At 64.7% G+C, this 20,119-nt stretch carries 21 protein-coding genes, 1 tRNA gene and 3 pseudogenes; 11 read left to right on the top strand and 14 right to left on the bottom strand.

Annotation, left to right across the window (positions count from 1 at the left end; all coding sequences use genetic code 11):
- Window positions 1–10: 10 nt before the first annotated feature.
- Together FJ434_RS12450 and FJ434_RS12445 are read left to right on the top strand one after the other, a co-directional pair.
- Window positions 11–421: a helix-turn-helix domain-containing protein gene (locus tag FJ434_RS12450; RefSeq protein ID WP_140747319.1), complete on the top strand. Its 411-nt coding sequence runs from the start codon at window positions 11–13 to the stop codon at window positions 419–421.
- Window positions 422–475: 54 nt separating this feature from the next.
- Window positions 476–1,740: pseudogene (locus FJ434_RS12445) on the top strand (NAD(P)/FAD-dependent oxidoreductase).
- Here FJ434_RS12445 and FJ434_RS12440 read toward each other — a convergent pair.
- On the bottom strand, window positions 1,688–2,425 hold the full coding sequence (locus FJ434_RS12440) for a glutathione S-transferase family protein (protein ID WP_140747316.1): 738 nt from the start codon (window positions 2,423–2,425) through the stop codon (window positions 1,688–1,690). The pseudogene FJ434_RS12445 and the gene FJ434_RS12440 overlap by 53 nt on opposite strands.
- A gap of 101 nt (window positions 2,426–2,526) precedes the next feature.
- Between FJ434_RS12440 and FJ434_RS12435 the strand changes: the two genes are divergently transcribed.
- Window positions 2,527–2,985, top strand: a complete 459-nt coding sequence (locus FJ434_RS12435; protein WP_140747313.1) for a MarR family winged helix-turn-helix transcriptional regulator — start codon at window positions 2,527–2,529, stop codon at window positions 2,983–2,985.
- Window positions 2,986–3,014: 29 nt separating this feature from the next.
- Here FJ434_RS12435 and FJ434_RS12430 read toward each other — a convergent pair whose 3' ends face one another.
- The gene (locus FJ434_RS12430; protein WP_181165908.1) at window positions 3,015–3,446 is read right to left on the bottom strand and encodes a DUF1772 domain-containing protein; all 432 of its coding nucleotides are present in this window, start codon (window positions 3,444–3,446) and stop codon (window positions 3,015–3,017) included.
- A 154-nt stretch (window positions 3,447–3,600) separates the two neighbouring features.
- On the opposite strand from FJ434_RS12430, the gene FJ434_RS12425 reads away from it, so the two are divergent.
- Together FJ434_RS12425 and ilvC are read left to right on the top strand one after the other, a co-directional pair.
- The gene (locus tag FJ434_RS12425) at window positions 3,601–4,254 is read left to right on the top strand and encodes a TetR/AcrR family transcriptional regulator (RefSeq protein WP_140747307.1); all 654 of its coding nucleotides are present in this window, start codon (window positions 3,601–3,603) and stop codon (window positions 4,252–4,254) included.
- A gap of 27 nt (window positions 4,255–4,281) precedes the next feature.
- Window positions 4,282–5,301, top strand: a complete 1,020-nt coding sequence (ilvC, locus tag FJ434_RS12420; protein ID WP_013531065.1) for a ketol-acid reductoisomerase — start codon at window positions 4,282–4,284, stop codon at window positions 5,299–5,301.
- 102 nt (window positions 5,302–5,403) lie between these two features.
- On the opposite strand, the gene FJ434_RS12415 is transcribed toward ilvC, so the two are convergent.
- Window positions 5,404–6,009, bottom strand: a complete 606-nt coding sequence (locus FJ434_RS12415) for a BA14K family protein (protein WP_140715965.1) — start codon at window positions 6,007–6,009, stop codon at window positions 5,404–5,406.
- 189 nt (window positions 6,010–6,198) lie between these two features.
- Between FJ434_RS12415 and FJ434_RS12410 the strand changes: the two genes are divergently transcribed.
- The 4 genes and pseudogenes from FJ434_RS12410 to FJ434_RS12395 all read left to right on the top strand — a co-directional run.
- Window positions 6,199–7,311 carry an endonuclease/exonuclease/phosphatase family protein gene (locus tag FJ434_RS12410; protein ID WP_140747304.1) on the top strand — a complete coding sequence of 371 codons (1,113 nt, stop codon included), beginning with the start codon at window positions 6,199–6,201 and terminating at the stop codon, window positions 7,309–7,311.
- Window positions 7,312–7,361: 50 nt separating this feature from the next.
- A complete protein-coding gene (locus FJ434_RS12405) occupies window positions 7,362–8,078 on the top strand; it encodes a hypothetical protein (protein ID WP_140747301.1) in 717 nt (238 codons plus the stop codon).
- Between the two features lie 55 nt (window positions 8,079–8,133).
- Window positions 8,134–8,399, top strand: a pseudogene (locus FJ434_RS30215) (plasmid stabilization protein).
- A pseudogene (locus FJ434_RS12395) lies at window positions 8,396–8,596 on the top strand (PIN domain-containing protein); the annotation flags it as partial. The pseudogenes FJ434_RS30215 and FJ434_RS12395, both read left to right, overlap by 4 nt.
- Before the next feature lie 42 nt (window positions 8,597–8,638).
- On the opposite strand, the gene FJ434_RS12390 reads toward FJ434_RS12395, so the two are convergent.
- Genes FJ434_RS12390 through FJ434_RS12380 form a run of 3 tightly spaced genes read right to left on the bottom strand, consistent with a single transcriptional unit; the run spans window position 8,639 to window position 11,857 of the window.
- A complete protein-coding gene (locus FJ434_RS12390) occupies window positions 8,639–9,856 on the bottom strand; it encodes an ABC transporter permease (protein WP_140502533.1) in 1,218 nt (405 codons plus the stop codon).
- A gap of 2 nt (window positions 9,857–9,858) precedes the next feature.
- Window positions 9,859–10,566: an ABC transporter ATP-binding protein gene (locus tag FJ434_RS12385; RefSeq protein WP_140747298.1), complete on the bottom strand. Its 708-nt coding sequence runs from the start codon at window positions 10,564–10,566 to the stop codon at window positions 9,859–9,861.
- Between the two features lie 4 nt (window positions 10,567–10,570).
- Window positions 10,571–11,857: an efflux RND transporter periplasmic adaptor subunit gene (locus FJ434_RS12380; protein ID WP_140747295.1), complete on the bottom strand. Its 1,287-nt coding sequence runs from the start codon at window positions 11,855–11,857 to the stop codon at window positions 10,571–10,573.
- Window positions 11,858–11,958: 101 nt separating this feature from the next.
- Between FJ434_RS12380 and FJ434_RS12375 the strand changes: the two genes are divergently transcribed.
- Together FJ434_RS12375 and FJ434_RS12370 are read left to right on the top strand one after the other, a co-directional pair.
- Complete coding sequence (locus tag FJ434_RS12375) at window positions 11,959–12,867, top strand: PhzF family phenazine biosynthesis protein (protein ID WP_140715975.1); 909 nt, start codon at window positions 11,959–11,961, stop codon at window positions 12,865–12,867.
- A 128-nt stretch (window positions 12,868–12,995) separates the two neighbouring features.
- Window positions 12,996–13,071, top strand: a tRNA-Lys gene (locus FJ434_RS12370).
- A 110-nt stretch (window positions 13,072–13,181) separates the two neighbouring features.
- Here the strand turns inward: FJ434_RS12370 and FJ434_RS12365 are convergent.
- The 8 genes from FJ434_RS12365 to cbiE all read right to left on the bottom strand — a co-directional run bounded on the left by FJ434_RS12365 (window position 13,182) and on the right by cbiE (window position 20,119).
- Window positions 13,182–13,493 (bottom strand): hypothetical protein, encoded by a 312-nt coding sequence (locus FJ434_RS12365; protein ID WP_140747292.1) that lies wholly within the window; start codon window positions 13,491–13,493, stop codon window positions 13,182–13,184.
- 286 nt (window positions 13,494–13,779) lie between these two features.
- Window positions 13,780–14,790 (bottom strand): nicotinate-nucleotide--dimethylbenzimidazole phosphoribosyltransferase, encoded by a 1,011-nt coding sequence (cobT, locus tag FJ434_RS12360; protein WP_140502540.1) that lies wholly within the window; start codon window positions 14,788–14,790, stop codon window positions 13,780–13,782.
- 38 nt (window positions 14,791–14,828) lie between these two features.
- On the bottom strand, window positions 14,829–15,605 hold the full coding sequence (gene cobS / locus FJ434_RS12355; RefSeq protein ID WP_140747289.1) for an adenosylcobinamide-GDP ribazoletransferase: 777 nt from the start codon (window positions 15,603–15,605) through the stop codon (window positions 14,829–14,831).
- A 3-nt stretch (window positions 15,606–15,608) separates the two neighbouring features.
- On the bottom strand, window positions 15,609–16,922 hold the full coding sequence (locus FJ434_RS12350) for a cobyrinate a,c-diamide synthase (RefSeq protein ID WP_140747285.1): 1,314 nt from the start codon (window positions 16,920–16,922) through the stop codon (window positions 15,609–15,611).
- Window positions 16,919–17,737, bottom strand: a complete 819-nt coding sequence (cobA, locus tag FJ434_RS12345; RefSeq protein WP_140747281.1) for a uroporphyrinogen-III C-methyltransferase — start codon at window positions 17,735–17,737, stop codon at window positions 16,919–16,921. Before cobA ends, FJ434_RS12350 begins: the two co-directional genes overlap by 4 nt.
- Entirely contained in the window at window positions 17,734–18,498 is a 765-nt protein-coding gene (cobM, locus tag FJ434_RS12340; RefSeq protein ID WP_140747278.1) for a precorrin-4 C(11)-methyltransferase, read from the bottom strand. Before cobM ends, cobA begins: the two co-directional genes overlap by 4 nt.
- The gene (locus FJ434_RS12335) at window positions 18,495–18,881 is read right to left on the bottom strand and encodes a cobalamin biosynthesis protein (RefSeq protein WP_140747275.1); all 387 of its coding nucleotides are present in this window, start codon (window positions 18,879–18,881) and stop codon (window positions 18,495–18,497) included. The genes cobM and FJ434_RS12335 overlap by 4 nt, the downstream gene beginning before the upstream one ends.
- A complete protein-coding gene (gene cbiE, locus FJ434_RS12330; protein ID WP_140747272.1) occupies window positions 18,878–20,119 on the bottom strand; it encodes a precorrin-6y C5,15-methyltransferase (decarboxylating) subunit CbiE in 1,242 nt (413 codons plus the stop codon). The genes FJ434_RS12335 and cbiE overlap by 4 nt, the downstream gene beginning before the upstream one ends.

Here is a 20,119-nt window from a genome sequence, read left to right as displayed (position 1 = left end):
GGAACCAGTCATGGACAGCCGGACCGTCAATCTGAAATCCAAACTCGAAGTCTACAAAGCGATGACCGAAGGCGGAAACATTGCCGATTGCCCGGTCCGTGACGTCATCCAGGGGCTCAATGGCAAATGGAGCTCGCTGTTGACGGCGGCGCTGGCAGAGCAGCCCTATCGCTTCGGCGAGCTGCGGCGGCTGGTTCCCGACATTTCGCAGCGCATGCTGACCCAGACGCTCTATGATCTGCAGCGCGACGGCTATGTACGTCGCGAGGTGTTTCCGACCAAGCCGCCCAGTGTCGAATACAGCCTGACCGACCTTGGGCGCTCGATGTTCGACGCTTTGCAGCATTTGTTGAATTGGGCTGAAAACAACCACGACGCGGTGCGCGACGCGCGCACTTCCTTTGATTCGACACAGGCTTGACCCAGCCGGTTAGCATTCGGTATCGCGACTTGATTTCATCCGGCGGCTGAAGGATTGTCCCGGCCAGTGCGGCTTGGGGGCAACGGCATTTCCTACGATATCGCAATTGCAGGCGCCGGTCCGGCTGGGCTGGCCATGGCGCTCTATCTCAGACGTACCGGGCACCGCGTCACCATCTTCGAGCGCTTTGAGGAACCGAAGCCGGTCGGCTCCGGGTTGATCCTGCAGCCGACCGGATTGACGGTGCTTGCCGATCTCGGCCTGCTCGACGACATCATGGCACTGGGCAGCAGGATCGACCGGCTGCATGGCGCCGATGCCTCGACCGGCCGCACCGTGCTCGACGTCCGCTACGACGCCCAGAACGGCGGTCGCTTCGGCTTGCGGTGCACCGGGCGGCTCTGTTCGGCGTGCTGTTTCGCGCTGCCCGGCGTGAGACCATCGCCATCGAAACCGGCGTCGAAATCGAGGCTTTGGACACCGGCGACCGGGCGACGCTGGTCCGTGGCAATGGACGAAGGGCGGGGCCGTTCGATCTTGTCGTCGACGCCAGCGGTTCGCGTTCGAAACTGCGGCAGTGCGCCGGCAATGCCGGGGCGCCACGACCACTCACCTATGGCGCATTCTGGGCATCGCTGGATTGGCGAGGCGAGGGCTTTGACGAGCACGCGCTTTTGCAGCGCTACGACAAGGCCAGCGTGATGATCGGCGTGCTGCCGATCGGCCGGCCGGAACCCGATGCCGAAAGGATGGCGGCCTTCTTCTGGAGCCTGAAAACGGCGGATGCCGATGCCGTGCGCAACCTTGGCATCGATGCCTGGAAGGAGCGGGTGGTGCGGCTGTGGCCGCAAGCCGAGGCGTTCACCAGCCAGATCGGCAGTTTCGACCAGCTCTCGCTGGCCCGCTATGGCCATCACACGATGAAGTCTCCGGTTGGCCGGCGGTTGGCCGTGGTCGGCGACGCCGCGCATTCGACCAGTCCGCAGCTTGGCCAGGGCGCCAACATGGCGCTGCTCGACGCCGCGGCGCTCAGCCATGCGCTGGCCCGAACGGGCAGCGTCGAGGCTGCTCTCGAAGGCTATGCGAAAGCGCGGCGCTGGCATGTGCGGGCCTTCCAGGCGCTGTCGCTGGCATTCACGCCCTTCTACCAGTCGGACTCCGTGGCGCTGCCTTTCATCCGCGACAGGCTGGTGGCGACGATTGCCAAGATTCCGCCGGCGCCGCGGTTCCTGGCCTCGATGGTGACCGGCACGGTGATCGATCCGTTCAGGCGAGCTGGGCTTGCCGAAGCGCGCTGGCCGGATCGCGTTGCCGAATGAGGCTCGATAGAAAAGACCCCTTCGCCCACAGGAAAGCATGCAGGCGCTGCGGATAGTCCGGCGCCACGGCTTGCCCGATTGACCGGCGGTCGCTCAATGCTTTGCGCCAGGCCTGGACAAGCGGCTTGCCGTCCAGGATGCCGAAATCGCCGATCCGGTCGAAAGCGTCGAGGTAGCGGAAGACCGGACCGTAAACGGCATCGACGAGGGAAAAGCGGCTGCCAGCGAACCATGGCCCGCTCCGCAGGGTATCGTTAGCGAGTTCAGCCTCAAGGCAGTCAAACATCGCCGACAGCGCGCTGGACTCGGCGAGGAATCCAGCCTCGCTCGGCGCTGAATAGAACCGGCCGATGGCGTTGAGGATGGCTGAGCCATACTCGATCCAGGCACGGTGCCGGGCGCGGGCATAAGGGTCGGCGGGGTGGAGGGGACTGGCCTGCGTTTCCTCGAGGAATTCGAGGATGACCGCGGATTCGAAGACTATCGTCTCGTCGCCATTTTGCCTTACGCGCAGCAATGGCACCTTGCCGAGCGGCGAGAGCGCCTTGAACCAGGCCGGTTTGTCGGCAAGGTCGATGTCGATCCGCTCGAAGGGCACACCTTTCTCGGCCAGCGAGATCGCGGCGCGCTGGACATAGGGGCAGAGCGGATGGCTGACGAGAACGAGGGTGTCGGCGGGTTTCATAGGAATGTGCCTTTCAACATCGATGCAATTGCATTTATGTAGATGCATATGCATTGATCGTCAAGCTTGATGCATCTGCATCTATCTCTTATGATGCGGCCATGACAGAGACAGCCATGCCTTCGCCGGATGCCATCAAGGTCTGGGCCCGCCTGATGCGGGTTTCGCGCCAACTGATGGAACGGGCCGAAGACGCGCTGAAGGAGGGCGGCCTACCGCCGCTCGCCTGGTACGATGTGCTGCACGAGCTTGCCGAGGCGGGCGAGGACGGCTTGCGGCCGTTTCAATTGATCGAACGCACCCTGTTCGCGCAATACAACATCTCGCGGCTGTTGGCCCGGCTCGAGGCCGACGGGCTGGTCGAGAAACTGCCGGTGGCCGATGACGGCCGTGGGCAAACCATTCGCATCACGGCCAGGGGACGTGAGACGCGCCGCCGGATGTGGGCGGTCTACGGACGTTCGATCGCCGAACTGGTGGGTGCCAAGCTCTCGCCGGATGAGTTGAGCACGGTCTCGGCACTGCTCGGCCGGCTGCGCCATCCGCCTGCCGCGGACTGATTCCGCAGGGACGAGCCCGGCCTGGCGGGTCAAGGCAGATGGCTGCCCCAGAGAAAAGACAGCGTCGCCAGCACACCGAGCGCCGCGCGAACTAGGTGCAGATTGCCCCATCTGACGATCAGCGCTCTGGCCAGCGGATTGGCCGCTTCCGGGTCCATTGCCTCCAGCACTCGATTGGTCGGCATCATCACAACAAGGGTCCACGGCCAGGGCAGGATGATCGTCACCGCGCCGCTGAGAAAGGCAAGCCCGCCGGTCTGCCACCAGGCGACAAGGCCGAGAACGCAGGCGACGATGGCGATCGATGCCTGCATGGCCGCACCGCGTTTGTAGGAAGGCTGCCATTCCTGGAGCAGGGACCTGTCATCCAGCCGCAACCGTGCCGGCTGCTCGGCCACGCTGACATAGATCGCCGCGCCGGTGAACACGGCGGCTATGGCCAAGGCCAGCAAACCGGCCAACATGTTTCTCCCCTTAGGATAACGGCAGCGAAGCCGTCCGAAGAGAAATAGGGCTTGCAAGGTTCGGTGCAATAGGCCATAGAGGAGGAAGCGAACCGTAACGTACGGTACGGCTGCCGAAAATGACTGGCTTGGCCGTCCGCGAGGGAAGAGCGTGTTGCACATCGTGCCCGACATCGACAACAGCGAGACGCTGACGGAGCGGCAGCAGGCCGTCCTGGATGCGGCACTGCGGCTGCTGGTCGAAGACGGCGACAACCTGACCATGACCGCCGTGGCCCGCCGCGCGAGCTGTTCCAAGGAAACGCTCTACAAATGGTTCGGCGACCGCGACGGGCTGCTGACGGCGACCGTGCAGTGGCAGGCGTCGAAGGTGCGGGTGGCGCAGGTTGACGGGAAGGGGCTCGACCTTGCCTCGCTGACGGCGAGCCTCGAGCGCTTTGCCAGCGACTGGCTCATGGTCATTTCGAGCGATACCTCGATCGCGCTCAATAGGGTGGCGGTTGGTCATGCGGGGTCGGGTAAGGACAACCTCGGCGCCGTCGTGCTGGAGAATGGGCGCTTTGCACTGGCCAAGCGGCTGAAGCCGGTGCTGGAAGCCGGCCGGCAGGCGGGGCTCCTTGAATTTACGGATGCCGAGATGGCCTTCCGGACCTTTTTCGGGCTGGTTGGCCGGGATGTGCAGATCCGTCTGCTGCTCGGCGACCGGCTGGAATTGACTGAGGCGGCGATCGGCGGCGATGCCGCGCGGGCGACGCAGCAGTTTCTAGCTCTTTTCGGAGCAAAAACCGGGCCGCAAGGCCTCTGATCTTAAAAAACGGGAAGGAAAACAAAAATGCGCGTCTATTATGATCGTGATGCCGATCTCAACCTGATCAAGGGCAAGAAGGTCGCCATCATCGGCTATGGCAGCCAGGGCAGGGCGCATGCGCTCAACCTCAAGGATTCCGGCGCCAAGGAGATCGCCATCGGCCTCAAGGCCGGCTCGGCGACCGCCAAGAAGGTCGAGGCCGACGGGCTCAAGGTGATGAGCGTCGCCGATGCCGCCAAATGGGCCGACCTGATGATGATGGCGACCCCCGACGAATTGCAGGCCGACATCTACAAGAACGAGATCGCGCCGAACATCCGCGACGGTGCCGCGATCGCCTTCGCGCACGGCCTCAACGTGCATTTCGGCCTCATCGAGCCAAAGTCGACCGTCGACGTCGTCATGATCGCGCCGAAGGGCCCGGGACACACGGTGCGCGGCGAATACCAGAAGGGCGGCGGCGTGCCGTGCCTGGTCGCCGTCAACCAGGACGCCTCAGGCAACGCGCTCGATCTCGCGCTGTCCTATGCCTGCGGCGTCGGCGGCGGCCGTTCGGGCATCATCGAGACCAATTTCCGCGAGGAATGCGAGACCGACCTGTTCGGCGAGCAGGTCGTGCTGTGCGGCGGTCTGGTCGAACTGATCCGCGCCGGCTTCGAGACGCTGGTGGAAGCCGGTTACGCGCCGGAAATGGCCTATTTCGAGTGTCTGCACGAGGTGAAGCTGATCGTCGACCTGATCTATGAAGGCGGCATCGCCAACATGAACTACTCGATCTCGAACACCGCCGAGTGGGGCGAATATGTCTCGGGTCCGCGCATCATCACCGCCGAGACCAAAGCCGAGATGAAGCGCGTGCTGAAGGACATCCAGACGGGAAAGTTCACCTCGGAGTGGATGCAGGAATACCGCGCCGGCATGTCGCGCTTCAAGGGGATCCGCCGCAACAATGACAGCCATCAGATCGAGGAAGTCGGCGCCAAGCTGCGCGCGATGATGCCGTGGATTTCCAAGAACAAGCTGGTCGACAAGGCCAAGAACTGAGCGAAATCGACAGGCTCGAAGCCCTCTAACTTCGAACGGTCAAAACCAAAAACGGCGCCAGGTGGCGCCGTTTTCATTTTCTCCACATCAGCCGCAGCCAGCTCAGCTATAGGGCGACCAGCACTGCTGGCGCGGGCCGTTATAGGGCTGGAACGTGTTGTCGTAGGCGCGATATGAACGGTAGCGGTTGTAGCACCACCGGACATGGGCGCTCGAAAGCCGGCCGGCGCGGTAGTAGCGGCGCGGCGCCGGCGTATAGTAATCGTAGTTGTTATAGTTGTTGTACATGCTGCCAAGGCCGAGCCCCAGACCAAGACCGAGGATTGCGGCGGCGCCATCATCGTAGTAGCCGCCGTGATAATAGCGGCGGCCATGGCGCCAGCGCCAGTCATCGCCGCGACTCCAGTTACCGCCACCATTCCAGTGGCGGCCGCTCCAGTTGCCTCCGCCATTCCAGTGGCGGCCGCTCCAGTTGCCGCCACCATTCCAGTGGCCGCCGTTCCAGTTCCGGCGCCATCTCCAATCGCCGCCATTGTTGTTGCCGCCGGCCCAGTCTTCGCGGACCGGGGTGACCGTTGGCGCGGTGCTGGCCGGGATCGATAGATCGGGCTGCAGGATCGGACCGGCGGCGGATGGCGCCGTGATACCGGAGACAATACCGAGCGCAATCAGCCCGGATTTGACAGTGGAAGAAAAGAGCGAATTCATTGCACTCTCCAAGAGATACAGGCCCCACGCCTACCCTGGGAATGAGCCTACTGTGGGCCTTTGCGTCTGAACGGCGGATGAACGGAAAGGTTCCGTCAACCATAGGGCGAAGGCCACCAGGACCAAAGCATCCCTGCTTGTGGTCCCGCGATCTTGTTTTCCGCCGCTCTTGCAGGCAAAGGTCAGGGCATGTCGCTGCGCCTTGCCACCTTCAATGTCGAGAACCTGATGAACAGGTTCGATTTTTCCGGCTATCGCAACCAGCTCAACGAGGATCGCACGCTGGCGATGTTCGATATCCAGAGCGAGGCCGAATACAAGATACTGGAGCAGGCGCGCGCCATCGCGCAATCCGACGACACGCGCCAGCTGACGGCACTGGCCATCGCCGCCACCCGCGCCGACATCATCTGCATGCAGGAGGTCGACAACATCGAAGCGCTGAAGGCGTTCGAGTACGGCTATCTGTTCAAGATGGTGGGGCAGGGTTACCGCCAGAAATACACCACGTCGGGCAATGATTCGCGCGGCATCGATGTCGCCGTGATGATGCGCAACGAAACCGCGCAGGGACAGCCGATCGAATTCGTTCGCATGACCAGCCACGCCTATGTCACCTACGAGCAGTTCGGGTTGCATACGCCGGAGCTGGCGGCCCTCGGCAACCAGTCCAATGAACGCATCTTCCGGCGCGACTGCCTGGAGGTCGACATCAAGGTGGGCGGCGCACCGATGACGCTTTATCTCGTGCACTTCAAGTCGATGGGCTCGCCCCGCAACGGGCTCGACGGACGCGAAGCGACAATGCCGGTGCGCGTCGCGGAAGCGCAGGCCGTGCGGCGCATCATCGAGGAGCGTTTCGGTGTGGATCATGCCGCCGACAAGCGCTGGGCGATCTGCGGCGACATGAACGATTACCGCCAGCGGGTGAAGATCGCCGGCGATGAGGTGGACGGCTACCGTTTCGAGGTGGTTGACGAGAACCTGTCCTGCATCAACGTGCTGACAGCGGGCGGCTTCTGCGAAAACGTGGTGGAGCGGCGGCCGGAAATGAACCGCTGGACCTTCTATCACACACGCGGACCCGAAGAGCGGCATCTGTGCCAGCTCGACTATATCCTGCTTTCCAGGGGACTGGCGGCGAAGAACGCCACCGCGGTTCCCGACATCATCCGCAACGGTCAGCCCTGGCGCACGATCTTTCCCGCGGGCCAGGAAGTCGAGCGCTTCCCGCGCGCCGGCTGGGATCGGCCCAAGGCTTCGGACCACTGCCCGGTGGCGATCACGCTGGACATGGCATGATGGGGAGTATGGGCCCGGGGCCTGATGGGCAGGATGGGGCCTGAGCCGACATGAGCTTTGATCTTCCACGCAATGTCATCCTGCCGGTCGACGCCATCGATGTGCGCCTCGATGCCGGCCCGCATCCCTTCGCGGTGGATAATGCCGGGGCGATCGCCGAGAACTGGCGGAGCGAGATCGAGACCAATCCGGCGCTCTTCGACGGCACCGTGGTTCTGCTTTCGGAACTTGCCTATCGCGACCGCAGTCTCATTGGCCTCTGCCATGCGGTCAACTACTCGACCTTCATGCTGTGGCGGAAGCGGCGCGAGAATTCCGGCGCCGAACACGCCTATGCCCATGCCGTGCTGGTGGCCGGCGACAATGCGCTGGTGGCGATTCGCATGGGGCCGCGAACCGTCAATGCCGGCCGGGTCTATTTCGCCGCCGGTTCGTTCGAGCCGACCGATTTCCGCGATGGGCTGGTCGATGTCGATTTCAACATGATCCGCGAGGTGCGCGAGGAGACCGGCCTCGACCTGTCGGATGCCAGGCGCGGGGTGCGCTGGCACGCGCTGTCGACGGCAAGCGGCACCGTCATCTTCCGCCGCTATCACGTCGACGAGCCTGCCGATGAGATAGCGCGCCGAATCTTGGCCTTCGTCGCCACCGAAGCCGATCCGGAGATCGAGGGGCCGGTGATCATCCGCCATGCCGACGACCTGCCGGACGGTCTGTCGCCGCACATGGAGCCCCTGATCGAGTGGCATTTCGCGAACGGAAATTAAAATTTCGTGCCGATGTCATGATCGCAGACGCGATGGTCTGAGTGGCTTCTTGCAGATGATAAAACCGTACACGGGCTGTTGCGCGCTCCGCGCCTTGAAGGTGCGGGCAGCGCACCACGGCCGCAACACCGAAGCCGAAATGCGTGAAATCCTGGAAACGGCTGTGCGGCCGACCAATCGGGTCAAACTCGGCTCCTGCTCGCCGCCATCGGCCGCGAGGCCGGATTGTCTCAAGAGGATGCCGGATTGTCTCAAGAGGATGTCGATACCTTGCAACAGCTTCGCGACAAAACACCGGGCGAGCCGGTGCGGTTCGAATGATCCTCATCGACACCAATGTAATTTCTGAGCCGTGGAAACCTGCACCCGATCCCCGTGTCACAGCATGGATCGACGCGCAGGCCGTCGAAACCCTGCATCTATCGGCCGTCACCGTGGCTGAGCTACGTTTCGGTATCACGGCGATGCCTGCCGGCAAGCGCCGCACGATCCTGCATGATCGTCTCGAGCAGGATGTGTAAAACCGGCGCGGAGTGCCGGGCGCCTTTGCAGCTTGCTCGTTACTCATGCCTTAGCGCGTCGATCGGGTCGAGCCTGGCGCCGCGCAGGGCCGGGAAGAAGCCGAACACCATGCCGATCAGCGCCGAGAAGCCGACGGCGAGCAGGATGACCGCCGGGCTCGGCGCGAAGGGTATGGTCAAGGTCATCGAGGCGAGGCCGGCCAGCGCCAGGCCAATCAGGATGCCGATGATGCCGCCGAGCAGCGACAGCACCGTCGCCTCGACCAGGAACTGGATGAGGATGTGCTTTTCATGCGCGCCGATGGCGAGCCTGATGCCGATCTCGCGGGTTCGCTCGGTGACCGACACCAGCATGATGTTCATGATGCCGATGCCGCCGACCAGCAGGCTGACGCCGGCGACCGCGCCCAGCATGCCGGTCATCGTCGTGGTTGCGCTGGCCATGGCGTCGGCGATCTGGGTCATGTCGCGGATGGCGAAATCGCTTTCGCGGTCCGGGGTTATACGGCGCGCATCGCGCAAAATATCCTCGACGCGCGGCTGCAATTCGGTGGTCGGCGTGCGGTCATCGGCGGCGATGTAGATGTTGTCGATATCGCGGTTGCCGGCGATGCGGCGCTGATAGGCGGCGAGCGGCATCAGCACGACATTGTCCTGGTCCTGGCCGAAGCCGGTATAGCCCTTCGGCTCGAGAAGGCCGACGATCTTGCAGGAGGTGCGGTTGACGCGGATGATCTCACCCTCGGGATCGCCGGTGCCGAAGAATTGCTGGCGCACCGTCTCGCCGATCAGGCACACGCCGGTGCCCGAACGGGTTTCGGAATCGCTGAACGGGCGGCCGGACACCAGTTTCCAGTCGCGCGCGTCGAGATAGGCGCTGTCGGTGCCGGTGACGCCTGAGGTCAGGCTTTCGGTGCCGAAGATGACGCGGACCTGCTTCTGCGATGCCGGCGAGATGGCGCGCGCGCCGGAGAGATGCGCAACCAGCGCCGCCAGGTCCTTTTCCGCCAGCGGCCGCACCGCTTGATCGAGCCCACCCGGACCTCCGGGACCGGCCGGGCGCCCGGCCCGGACGACCAGCAGATTGCTGCCGAGTTTGGAGATGTCGGCCTTGACCTTTTGCGTGGTGCCGGAGCCGATGGTCAGCATGGCAATGACGGCGGCGACCCCGATGACGATGCCGAGCAAGGTCAGGAACGAACGCAGCACGTTGCGGCGGATCGAGCGCAGCGAGAGGCGGATGGTTTCCCAGATCATGGTTATGCCGTCTCCATGTTCCTTGTGTCGGAGACGACATGGCCGTCGAGGAAGCGGATGGTGCGCTCGGCATATTCGGCGACATCGGCCTCGTGCGTGACCATGGCGACGGTCAGGCCAAGCTCCTTGTTCAGCCGCGTCAGCAGTTCCATGATTTCGTGGGTGCGAGCCGTGTCGAGATTGCCGGTCGGCTCGTCGGCGACGAGCAGCGTCGGCCTGGTGACGATGGCGCGTGCGATCGCCACGCGCTGCTGCTGGCCGCCGGAGAGCTCGGCCGGCGTGTGATGCTCGCGGCCGACAAGGCCGACCTCAGCCAGCGCCTGCATGGCAAGGTCGCGGCGCTCGCGGGCGGCGACGCCGCGATAGATCAGCGGCAGTTCGACGTTCTCCGCCGCGGTGGTGCGGGCCAAGAGATTGTAGCCCTGGAAGACGAAGCCGACATAAAGGTTGCGCAACATGGCGCGGCGGTTGCGGTCGAGCCGGCCGGCATCGACGCCCATGAAGGAGTAGGTTCCGGCCGTCGGCGTGTCGAGGCAACCGATGATGTTCATTGCCGTTGACTTGCCGGAGCCCGACGGACCCATGATTGCGACGAATTCGCCGCGCCGAATGGCAAGGTCGACGCCGGCCAGCGCATGCACCTTGGCTCCGCCTTGGCCGTAGCTCTTCCAGACCGTGTCGAAGATGATGAGGGGCGCGCCCGCGGCCATAGCCTCAGCTCCGCGACTGCGAGGCGGTGATGATCTGCGCTCCTTCCTCCAGGCCGGAGGTGATCTCTGTCAGTTCGCCATCGGTGGAGCCGATCTTGACGTTGACCGGATGCGGCCGGCCGTTCTCCAGCACGTAGAGCGTGCGAGAACCATCGGTGGGGGCCTTCGCCGCCTGGCGTTGGCGGTCGGGGCGGCCCATGCGGCCGGTGAACAGGTCGCCGAGACTCCAGCCACGCGGGGCCTGCTGCGCCGGTCGGTAGCGGAAGGCGCTGGCCGGCACGGTGAGCACATCCTTGGCCTGCCGGGTAACGATCGAAACGGTGGCGGTCATGCCCGGGCGCAGCAGAAGTTCGCTGTTGTCGACCTCGAGCCGCGCATTGTAGGTGACGACCCCATCCGTCGTGACCGAGGCATAGGAAATGTCGCGGATCTCGGCATCGAACGGCCGGTCGGGGAAGGCGTCGACGGTGAAGCGGGCATGCTGGCCTGATTTGACCGCGCCGATGTCGGCTTCGTCGACCGCCGCCACCAGCTCCATGTTCCTCAAATCCGCGGCGATGATGAACAGCACCGGCGCCTGCAGCGAAGAGGCGACCGTCTGGCCGGGGTCGACCGAACGGGTCAACACGATGCCGTCGATCGGCGCATAGATGGTGCTGTTGGCGAGATCGGTCTGCTGCGATTTCAAGTCGGCATTGGCGATGGCGAGATTGGCCTCGGCGCTGTCGAGTGCAGCCTTGGAGCGATCGCGGGTCGCGGTCGCGGCCTCGAGCGACTGGTCGGTGGCCATGCCGCGCTTGGTCAGGGCCGCCGCGCGGACACGCGCGCTCTCGTTCTCGGTGAGCGTCACCCGGGCGTCCTCGACATTGGCAGCCGCCCCTTTTGCGGACGCTTCGGCCCGTTCGATCTGGACCTGCAGCTTGGCGGTGTCGAGTGCAGCCAGCACGTCGCCCTTCTTCACCTGCTGGTTCTCGTTGACCGTGACCGAGCGTATGATGCCGGAGAGCTGGCTTGATATGTCGACCTGGGTGAGGGGTTGCAGCGTGCCAGTCGCCGAAACCTGGACAATGAGGTCGGCCTTGGCGGCCGGCACTGTCGTATAGTCGATCTTGGTCGGCGTGCCGGCATACCATTGGTAGCCGGCAAAAGTCGCGACGAGGACGATCAGCGCCAGCAGCGCGTAGAGCCAGCCGCGGCGGCGCGTCCTGCGCCGGCCGATCTGGTCGAGCCCTAGCGCCGTCTCAATGGCGGAATCCGATTCCGCCTTTGGCAGATTGACAATCTGGTCCACGTCGGACCCCTATTATGCGTAATGTCCCTGTCTGTGCACAGATCAGGCTTATCGGTTCAAATATCAAATTAAATTTCGCCCATGTTGGGATTGAGGCAGGAATGCAAACCCGGAATTACTTGCTTTACGATGTGTTTACGACCGAGCGACTGGCCGGCAACCCGCTGGCGGTGGTGTTGGATTGCAAAGGTCTGGACACCGCCGCGATGCAAGCCATCGCGCGCGAGTTCAACCTGTCCGAATCGGTCTTCGTGCTGCCGCCGGACAATCCCAAGCACCGAAACCGCATCCGCATCTTTACCCCCGATTATGAAATGCCGTTCGCCGGCCACCCGACGGTGGGCTCGGCAATCGCGCTGGCGGAACTGGCCGGTGAGGGCGGCGCCGGCATTTTCGTGCTGGAAGAAAACATTGGTCCGGTGCGTTGCGCCGTGAGCAAGCACGATGGCGCCACCTTCGCCGAATTCGACCTCGCCAAGCTGCCGGAGCCGCTGAAGCTCGACGCCGATCCGGAGGCGATCGGCGCGGCACTCGGCCTGACACCGCACGAGATCGGCTTCGAGAATCACCGCGTCGCCTTCTGGTCGGCGGGCGTGCCCTATGTGACCATCCCGGTCGCCAACCTCGAGGCGGCAGGCCGGATCCGGCTGGACAACCAGGCGTGGTCGGAACTGGCGCCGCGCAAGAGCGAATGGGCCTTCGCCAGCCCGTACGTCTATTGCCGTGAAACGGTGAATCACGAAAGCGCGTTCCATGTGCGCATGATCGTGCCCGGCACGCCGTCCTACGAGGACCCGGCGACCGGTTCGGCGGCGGCGGCCTTCGCCGGCGCCATCATGCATTTCGACGGCCCGACGGACGGGGTTTCGCAATTGTGGATCGAGCAGGGACTGGAGATGGGGCGGCCGTCGCGCATTCGCCTCGAACTGACCGTGCAAGGCGGAAAGCTGCAGTCCGCGCGCATTGGCGGCAACGCGATCAAGGTGGCGGAAGGCAAGCTTTTCGTCTGATCGCCTCCGCATTCTTTCCCGGCACGACAAGGCTTGATGCGATTTGTCGGGAAATGATTCCAGCAGGGCTGGACAGGACCGGTGTCGGCGGCTATATGCCCGCCAACGCCGGTTTTTGCCGGCCGAGTGGGTGCGTAGCTCAGTTGGTAGAGCAGCTGACTCTTAATCAGCGGGTCCACAGTTCAATCCTGTGCGCACCCACCAAAATCTAACAAAATCAATTTGTTGGACGAGGTGAGGGACCCCGATGGATGCAGGCGGAGGTCCGTGTCCAAATATTTTGGGCCAGCACCCACACTTTTCCGCATCATGCTCTAGATGCGTGTCACGCCATTCTCCCGGCTGCCAAAATGTCGCGCTGGCGGCGGCCGATCGGTGCTTGGCCCTTGGCCTGATCCACAGCCCACTTCGATGATTCCCACCAGTGCGCGAACAAACTCAACCATGTCGTTTGCCGTGATGGCTGCCTTGTCGGGGTTTTGCCCGATGTGCTCGGCGGCTTCGCAACATGAGCGGCGGATGAGATCGTAATGTATATCCCTTTCATCCTCCGGCAACGCCGCCAACTTCATGGCTCGGCTATGAATCAACCGCAGTAATAGTTCGAGAGCTGCTCCGACACTCATGCGTTTGCTCCGCATTGGTCGAGCGTCCCGGCGCTTGAGGGCGCGCGTTTGGAACGTCCGATGAGGAGGCGTTTCCCGTCCCCGCATGGAAGGCTGCATCACAGTCGTTAATATATTCTTTCCTGCTAATATTCTTCCTTCGTTGAGCCTGCGGAAAGGCCGAGCGGCGCCCGGGGCCGCTTCTTGCGGTCGAAATTTCACTCACTCCGAGCAAGGACATCGCGAACCCGCTGTTTTTGGGCCTCCGAAAATTTATGAGGGTTTGTACATCAAGGCGATCCGCGTATTACTTCTCCGACACGCCAGCCTCGGCAAAACTCGCCATTCTCGCATGGCACTCCAGCGCCGAGCGCACGATGTTGACGGCGAGGCACGCGCCGGAGCCTTCGCCGAGCCGCATGCCGAGATCGAGTAGCGGCGGCAGGGCGAGCGCTTCGAGCAGGCCGCGATGGCCCGATTCGGCGGAGACATGTGCGGCGGTCGTATGAGCAAGGCCGGTTGGGTGCAGCTTTGCCAGCGGCGCGGCGGCGGCGGTGCAGACGAAGCCGTCTAGCAGCACGGGTATGCCCAGATGCCGGGCGGCGAGCGTGGCGCCGAAGATGGCGGCGAGTTCGCGCCCGCCGAGGCTGGCTGCGACCCCCAGCGGATCGGCAAGGGCGGCGGCGTGGCGCTTCAGGCCGGCTTCGATGGCGACCACCTTGCGCTTCAGTCCGGCATCGTCGACGCCGGTGCCGCGCCCGGTCCATTTTTCGGCACCCCCGCCGAAAAGCGCCGCCGAAATGGCGGCGGCCGGCGTGGTGTTGCCGATGCCCATTTCGCCAAAACAGACGAGGTCCAGATCTTTCGTCACCGCGTCGTAACCGGCCGAGACCGCGGCGAGGAAGGGTTTCTCATCCATTGCGGGCACTTGGGTGAAATCGCCGGTTGGATGATCGAGGTCGAGCGGGATGACGTCGAGCTCGGCGCCGGCGATGCGGGCGAGCTGGTTGATGGCAGCACCCCCGCCAGCGAAATTCGCCACCATTTGCACGGTGACTTCCGAAGGATAGGCCGACACGCCTTGCGCGGTGACGCCGTGGTTGCCGGCGAAGACGAAGACTTTCACGCGGTCGAGCTTCGGCATGTCACGGCCCTGCCAGCGCGCCAGCCAGGCGGCGATCGTTTCCAGCCGGCCGAGACTGCCTTGCGGTTTGGTCAGCGTGTCCTGGCGGCTGGCAACGGCATTGGCGGCCGCCTCGCTGCCGGCGGGCAGGTCGAGACAGGCGGCGCGCAGTTCATCGAGGGATTTGAAGGGCATGGGGCAAGGTCTCCGGAAGGGAATCAGGCAAAAGGGGATCAGGAAAGAGCGACGGAAGCGACGAGAAGCACCGCGATCTCGCTCAATTGCTGCAAGGCGCCAACCGTGTCGCCGGTCTGGCCATTGATCTGGTTGAGGCAAAGGGCGTGAAAGGCAGCAAACAGCAGGCCGAGCAGGATGAGCGCGGCGATGGCGCCGCCGGAGCCAAGCAGGAGCAGCGGAATCGCGCCAAGCACGGCGCCGGCTATTGCCATTTCGAGTGAGACGGTGCCGGCGTCTGCCGAGAGGCCGTCGGATCGCGCTGGCGGCAAAAGATGCATAAAGGCGCCGAGCATGCCGCGCGAAGCGGCATGCGCCGCCACCAGAGCGAAGAGGGCTTGCGTGGGATCGGTGAGTTCCGAAAGCGTGCTCCAGCGGATCAGCAGCGATAGCGCCAGCGCCATGGCACCATAGGCGCCGATGCGGCTGTCGCGCATGATCTCGAGCTTGCGTCCGCGCGACTTGCCGCCACCGAAGCCGTCGGCGACGTCGGACAGCCCATCCTCATGCAGGCAGCCTGTGGTGAGCACGGTTGCAACAAGGGCGAGGGCGGCCGACGGTCCTATGGCAAGGCCAAAACGTTCCGCCGTGGCAAAGACGATCGCGCCGATCAAGCCGACGACAAGGCCGGCAATGGGGGCGGCCCAGATCGCGGCGGCGAGGCTGCGGCCACGAAAATCGAAGACGGGCAGTGGCAGGCGGGTGAAGAAGACCAGGCAAAAGGCGATGTCATCGAGGACTTGCCGAGGCGACAGGGTGATTCTTGGGCGCTTCATGGTCTAGGCCCGTGCAATGGCGTGGAAGAAGGTGCCACTGACATGGCCACGCCGGTAGCCGGAAGCGCCGAGCGGATTGCGCTGGCCGTCGGCGAGGTCGGCCAGCGGCTCATCATTGCCGGTGGCCGTCATCTGCGCATAGTGGAATTCGTGACCTCGGATCAGTGCGCCTTGCGGCCCCAGCGGAGAGTCGGCGCGCAGCCGTGCCTCACGGTAGCCGAGATTCATCTTGCGCCTGGCGAAGCTGGTGGAATGGCCGAGCAGGCCGAGCATGCGATGCGTTTCGCCGCCGGCATCCTCCAGCGCTTCACCAAGCACCATGAAGCCACCGCACTCACCATGGATCGGCCTCTTCTCGGCGAAACGCGCCATTCCCACATGGAAATTCGTGGCGGCGGCCAGCTTGCCGGTGTGAAGCTCTGGATAGCCGCCGGGCAGCCAGCAGACATCGCAATCCTCGTCCGGCGCTTCGTCGGCGAGCGGTGAGAACGGGACAATTTCCGCTCCTGCCTTGCGCCAACAGGCGGCAACATGCGGGTAGAGGAAGCTGAAGGCGGCATCCTCGGCCAGTGCGATGCGCTGGCCGGGCGGCCGCAGCGCGCCGGTGAAGTCGCCAACTTCCGGGGCCAGGGGTGTTGCCAGCGCCATGATCGCGTCGAGATCGAGCGACTTCTCCGCCATGTCGGCGAGCCGGTCGAGATGCGCCATCAGATCGTCATATTCGCCGGCCTGGACGAGGCCGAGATGGCGTTCGGGCAGGTTCAACGTGGGATCGCGCAAGATGGCGCCGACGACGGGCAGGCCGATCGCCTCGATGGCGTCGCCGGACAGCCGCCGGTGACGCTCGCTGCCCAGCCGGTTGAGCACGACACCCGCCATGCGCACATCCGGATCGTAAATGGCAAAACCCTTGGCGACGGCCGCCGCCGTGGTCGACTGGCCCGACACGTCGAGCACCAGCAGCACCGGCAGGCCGTAAAGCCGGGCAAGATCGGCGGCCGAACCGGTGCGCCCCGGCGAGGCCGGAATACCGTCGAACAGGCCCATGGCGCTTTCGAGGATGACGAAGTCGGTATCGTCGGCTGCCTGTGCCGCGAGCGCATTGAGCAGCGACGGTGACATCGCCCAGCTGTCGAGGTTGACGCCGGACAGGCCGGTGGCGGCGGTGTGGAAGCCGGGGTCGATATAGTCCGGGCCGGATTTGGCGCCGCGCACCTTCAGGCCGCGCCGGGTGAGCGCGCGCAGAATGCCGATGGTGACGCTGGTCTTGCCCGAGCCGGAGCGCGGCGCGCCGATGATGATCGCGCGCGCCGTCATGCTTGCGCTGCCAGTGCCGCGCGCATCGCGACGATGCCGCCGACGACGATCAGTGCCGGTGAGGCGAGCCCGGCAGCCGCCGCTTCCTCGGCAATGGTGGCGAGCGTGGCCACGACGGTTCGCTCCTGCGGTGTCGTCGCGGCGACAATCACGGCCGCCGGCGTCGACGGCGCCAGTCCGCCGTCGAGCAAGGCGGCTGCTATCAGTGTTAGATTGGCCATGCCCATATAGACGACCACAGGCTGGCCGGTGCGGGCGATCGCCGCCCAGTCGATGTCGTCATCGGTGCCGGCGGCATGCCCCGTCGCCAGGATGACAGCCTTGTTTATGCCGCGCATGGTGGCCGGGATGCCCGTGGCCGCCAGCGCGCTGAGGCCCGATGTCAGGCCCGGCAGCACACGGAACGGGATGTTTTCGCGCGCCAGCGCCAGCGCCTCTTCGCCGCCACGGCCGAAAATATAGGGATCGCCGCCCTTCAGTCTGACGACGCGGCGACCTTCACGCGCCAGCCGTACCAGCAGGGCGGTGATGTCGTCCTGCTTCATCGAGGGCTGGCCGCCGCGCTTGCCGGCAAAGAAAAGCTCGGCACTTGCGGCAACAGCGACGATATCAGGCGAAACCAGCGCGTCGTAGACCAGCGCATCCGCTTCGGCCAGCGCCGCCAGCACTTCCAGGGTCAGGCAGCCGGGATCGCCGGGACCGGCGCCGGCCAGCCAGACATGGCCCGGCTCAAGCGGACGAGGCTTGAAGTTCAGGCGCGCGAGCGCTTGTTCGAGCGTGGCATTTTCGCCTTTGTTTCTGGTGCTGCCGCTCACAATCCGTCCCGTCCGCGAAAACGCCGCTGATAATGGGCGTCGTATAATGAACTCTCGCCAAAGCCTTCCGCCGCCAGCGAGCGGCCGACGAAGATGAGCGCCGTACGCTCCATCGGATCGGCGGCCAGCAGCGCCTCGATGGTCTCCAACGTGCCGGTCAGCACCCGCTCATCCGGCCAGGAGGCCCGGAAGACGATCGCGACCGGGCAATCGCCGCCATAATGCGGCGTCAGTTCGGCGACGACGCGGTCGATGGCGTGGATGGCAAGGTGAATGGCCAGGGTGGCGCCGGTGCGGCCGAAGCCGGCCAGCGTTTCGCCGGGCGGCATTTTCGACGCACGTCCGGAAACGCGGGTCAGCACCAGGCTTTGCGCGACTTCGGGAATGGTCAGCTCGCGGCGAAGTGCTGCGGCGGCGGCGGCGAAGGACGGGACGCCCGGGGTCATCGTGTAGGGGATGCCATGCTTTTCCAGCCGGCGGATCTGCTCGGCCACCGCGCTCCACACCGACAGGTCGCCTGAGTGCAGACGGGCAACGTCATGGCCGGCCTTGTGGGCCGCCACATATTCAGCCTCGATCTCATCCAGCGACATCGGCGCGGTGTCGATCAATTTTGTTCCCGGCGCGCAATGCTGCAGCAATTCCGGCGCGACAATCGACCCGGCATGGAGGCAGACCGGGCAACTCGCCAGGAGCCTTGCGCCACGCAGCGTGATGAGGTCGGCCGCACCGGGACCGGCGCCGATGAAATGGACGGTCATGGCGCGTCTCCGCTGATGGCGATGGCGCAGGTGACCGCGCCGAGCACGGTGCGCGGACCAAGCAGGCTGGCGCCTTTGCCGGCGACGGCAAGGGCGGAGGCTTCCGAGACCGATGGGGTGCCGGCCAGGTCCCGCGAGAGGCTGGAGTTGCTGAGCGTCCGCGGCGAGGCGGCCTGAAGGGCTGCGTTATCGACGATGACGACGGGAAGGTTCAGCTTGCGACCAGCGGCAGCGATCGCGTCTTCGTCCTTCTTGAGCGCCGCGGTAGCCAGTGCCGAAAGAGCCGACATCGCCAGGCCATGCGCTTCGAGCGCGGTTTCTATCGCCGCGAGCACGTCCTCGACGGTGACGCCCTTTCGGCTGCCGATGCCCGCGACCATCATGGCTTCACCCAGCTCCATTGCGTGACAGGCATGGCCGGCCGCCATGCCTGCATGGAGCCGACCGGCGAAGCGCGGGAGATGCCAATGCGGGTGAGATCGCCGCCGCGCTTTGTGTGCTGGGCGAGAAGCAGGGCTTCCATTTCCAGCGTCACCGCGTTGGCGACAAGTCGGCCGCCGGCGCGCAAGGCCTTGGTGGCGGCGGTCAAGACGCCGGCGTCGCTGCCGCCGCCACCGATGAAGATGGCATCAGGTGTCTCCAGTCTGGCCAGGGCCCTGGGCGCGCTGCCTTCCACAATGACGAGGCCGGGAACGCCGCAGGCAACGGCGTTGTGGCCGATGCGGGCGGCGCGGGCCGGATCGGCCTCGATGGCGATGGCGCGCATCGAAGGGTGGGCGAGCATCCATTCGATGCCAATCGAGCCTGAACCGGCGCCGACATCCCACAGCAATTCGCCGCGCCTCGGCGCCAGCGCCGACAGGGTTACGGCGCGGATTTCGCGTTTGGTGATCTGGCCGTCATGCTCGAACAGATGATCGGCAAGGCCTGATGTGAGCGGCAGCACGCGCGCTTGCGGGTTCGAATCAATTTCGATGGCCAGCACGTTGAGTGGATTGATGTTTTCGAGGTTGAAGGCGTCGGCACGAACCGAACGCAACGTCTCCTTCGGCCCGCCTAACGCTTCCAAGACCGTCAACCGCGAAGTGCCGAAGTCTAGTTCGGTAAGCAGGCGCCCAATTGCAGCAGGTGCATCGCCATCCGACGTCAGCGCCAGGATGCGTGCGTTGGGCTGCAGCAGCGGGCGAATCAGGTCGATCGGGTGGCTGTGCAGTGAGATGATCTCGATGTCCTGCAGCGCCCAGCCAAGACGGGCGGCTGCCAGCGAAATGGCTGACGGCGCTGGGATGACATACATCTCGCGCGGGTTGACCTTGCGGGCGAGGGTGGCGCCGACCCCGTGGAAGAACGGGTCGCCGGAGGCGAGCACGCAGACGTTTCCGCCGGCAAGCGCCAAGACCTCGGCCATTCCGGCATCGAACGGAACCGGCCAGGGTCGCTGCTTGCCCCTGGCGAAGGAAGCGACGAGCGCCAGGTGCCGCTTGCCACCGAAGATGAACTCCGCCTCGGCGATCCGCCGCTTGGCCTCGTCGCCGAGACCCGCTAAACCGTCCTCGCCGATGCCGACGATGGTGAGCCATCTCGAGTTGAGCTTGGCGCCGCTCGGACCCTTAGCAGGCAT

The sequence above is a fragment of the Mesorhizobium sp. B2-5-13 genome (assembly GCF_006440535.1).
In the GTDB taxonomy this organism is placed as follows: Bacteria; Pseudomonadota; Alphaproteobacteria; order Rhizobiales; family Rhizobiaceae; genus Mesorhizobium; species Mesorhizobium salmacidum.
Note: the sequence above shows the minus strand (reverse complement) of the source record. Positions and strands in the feature narration are given on the sequence as shown.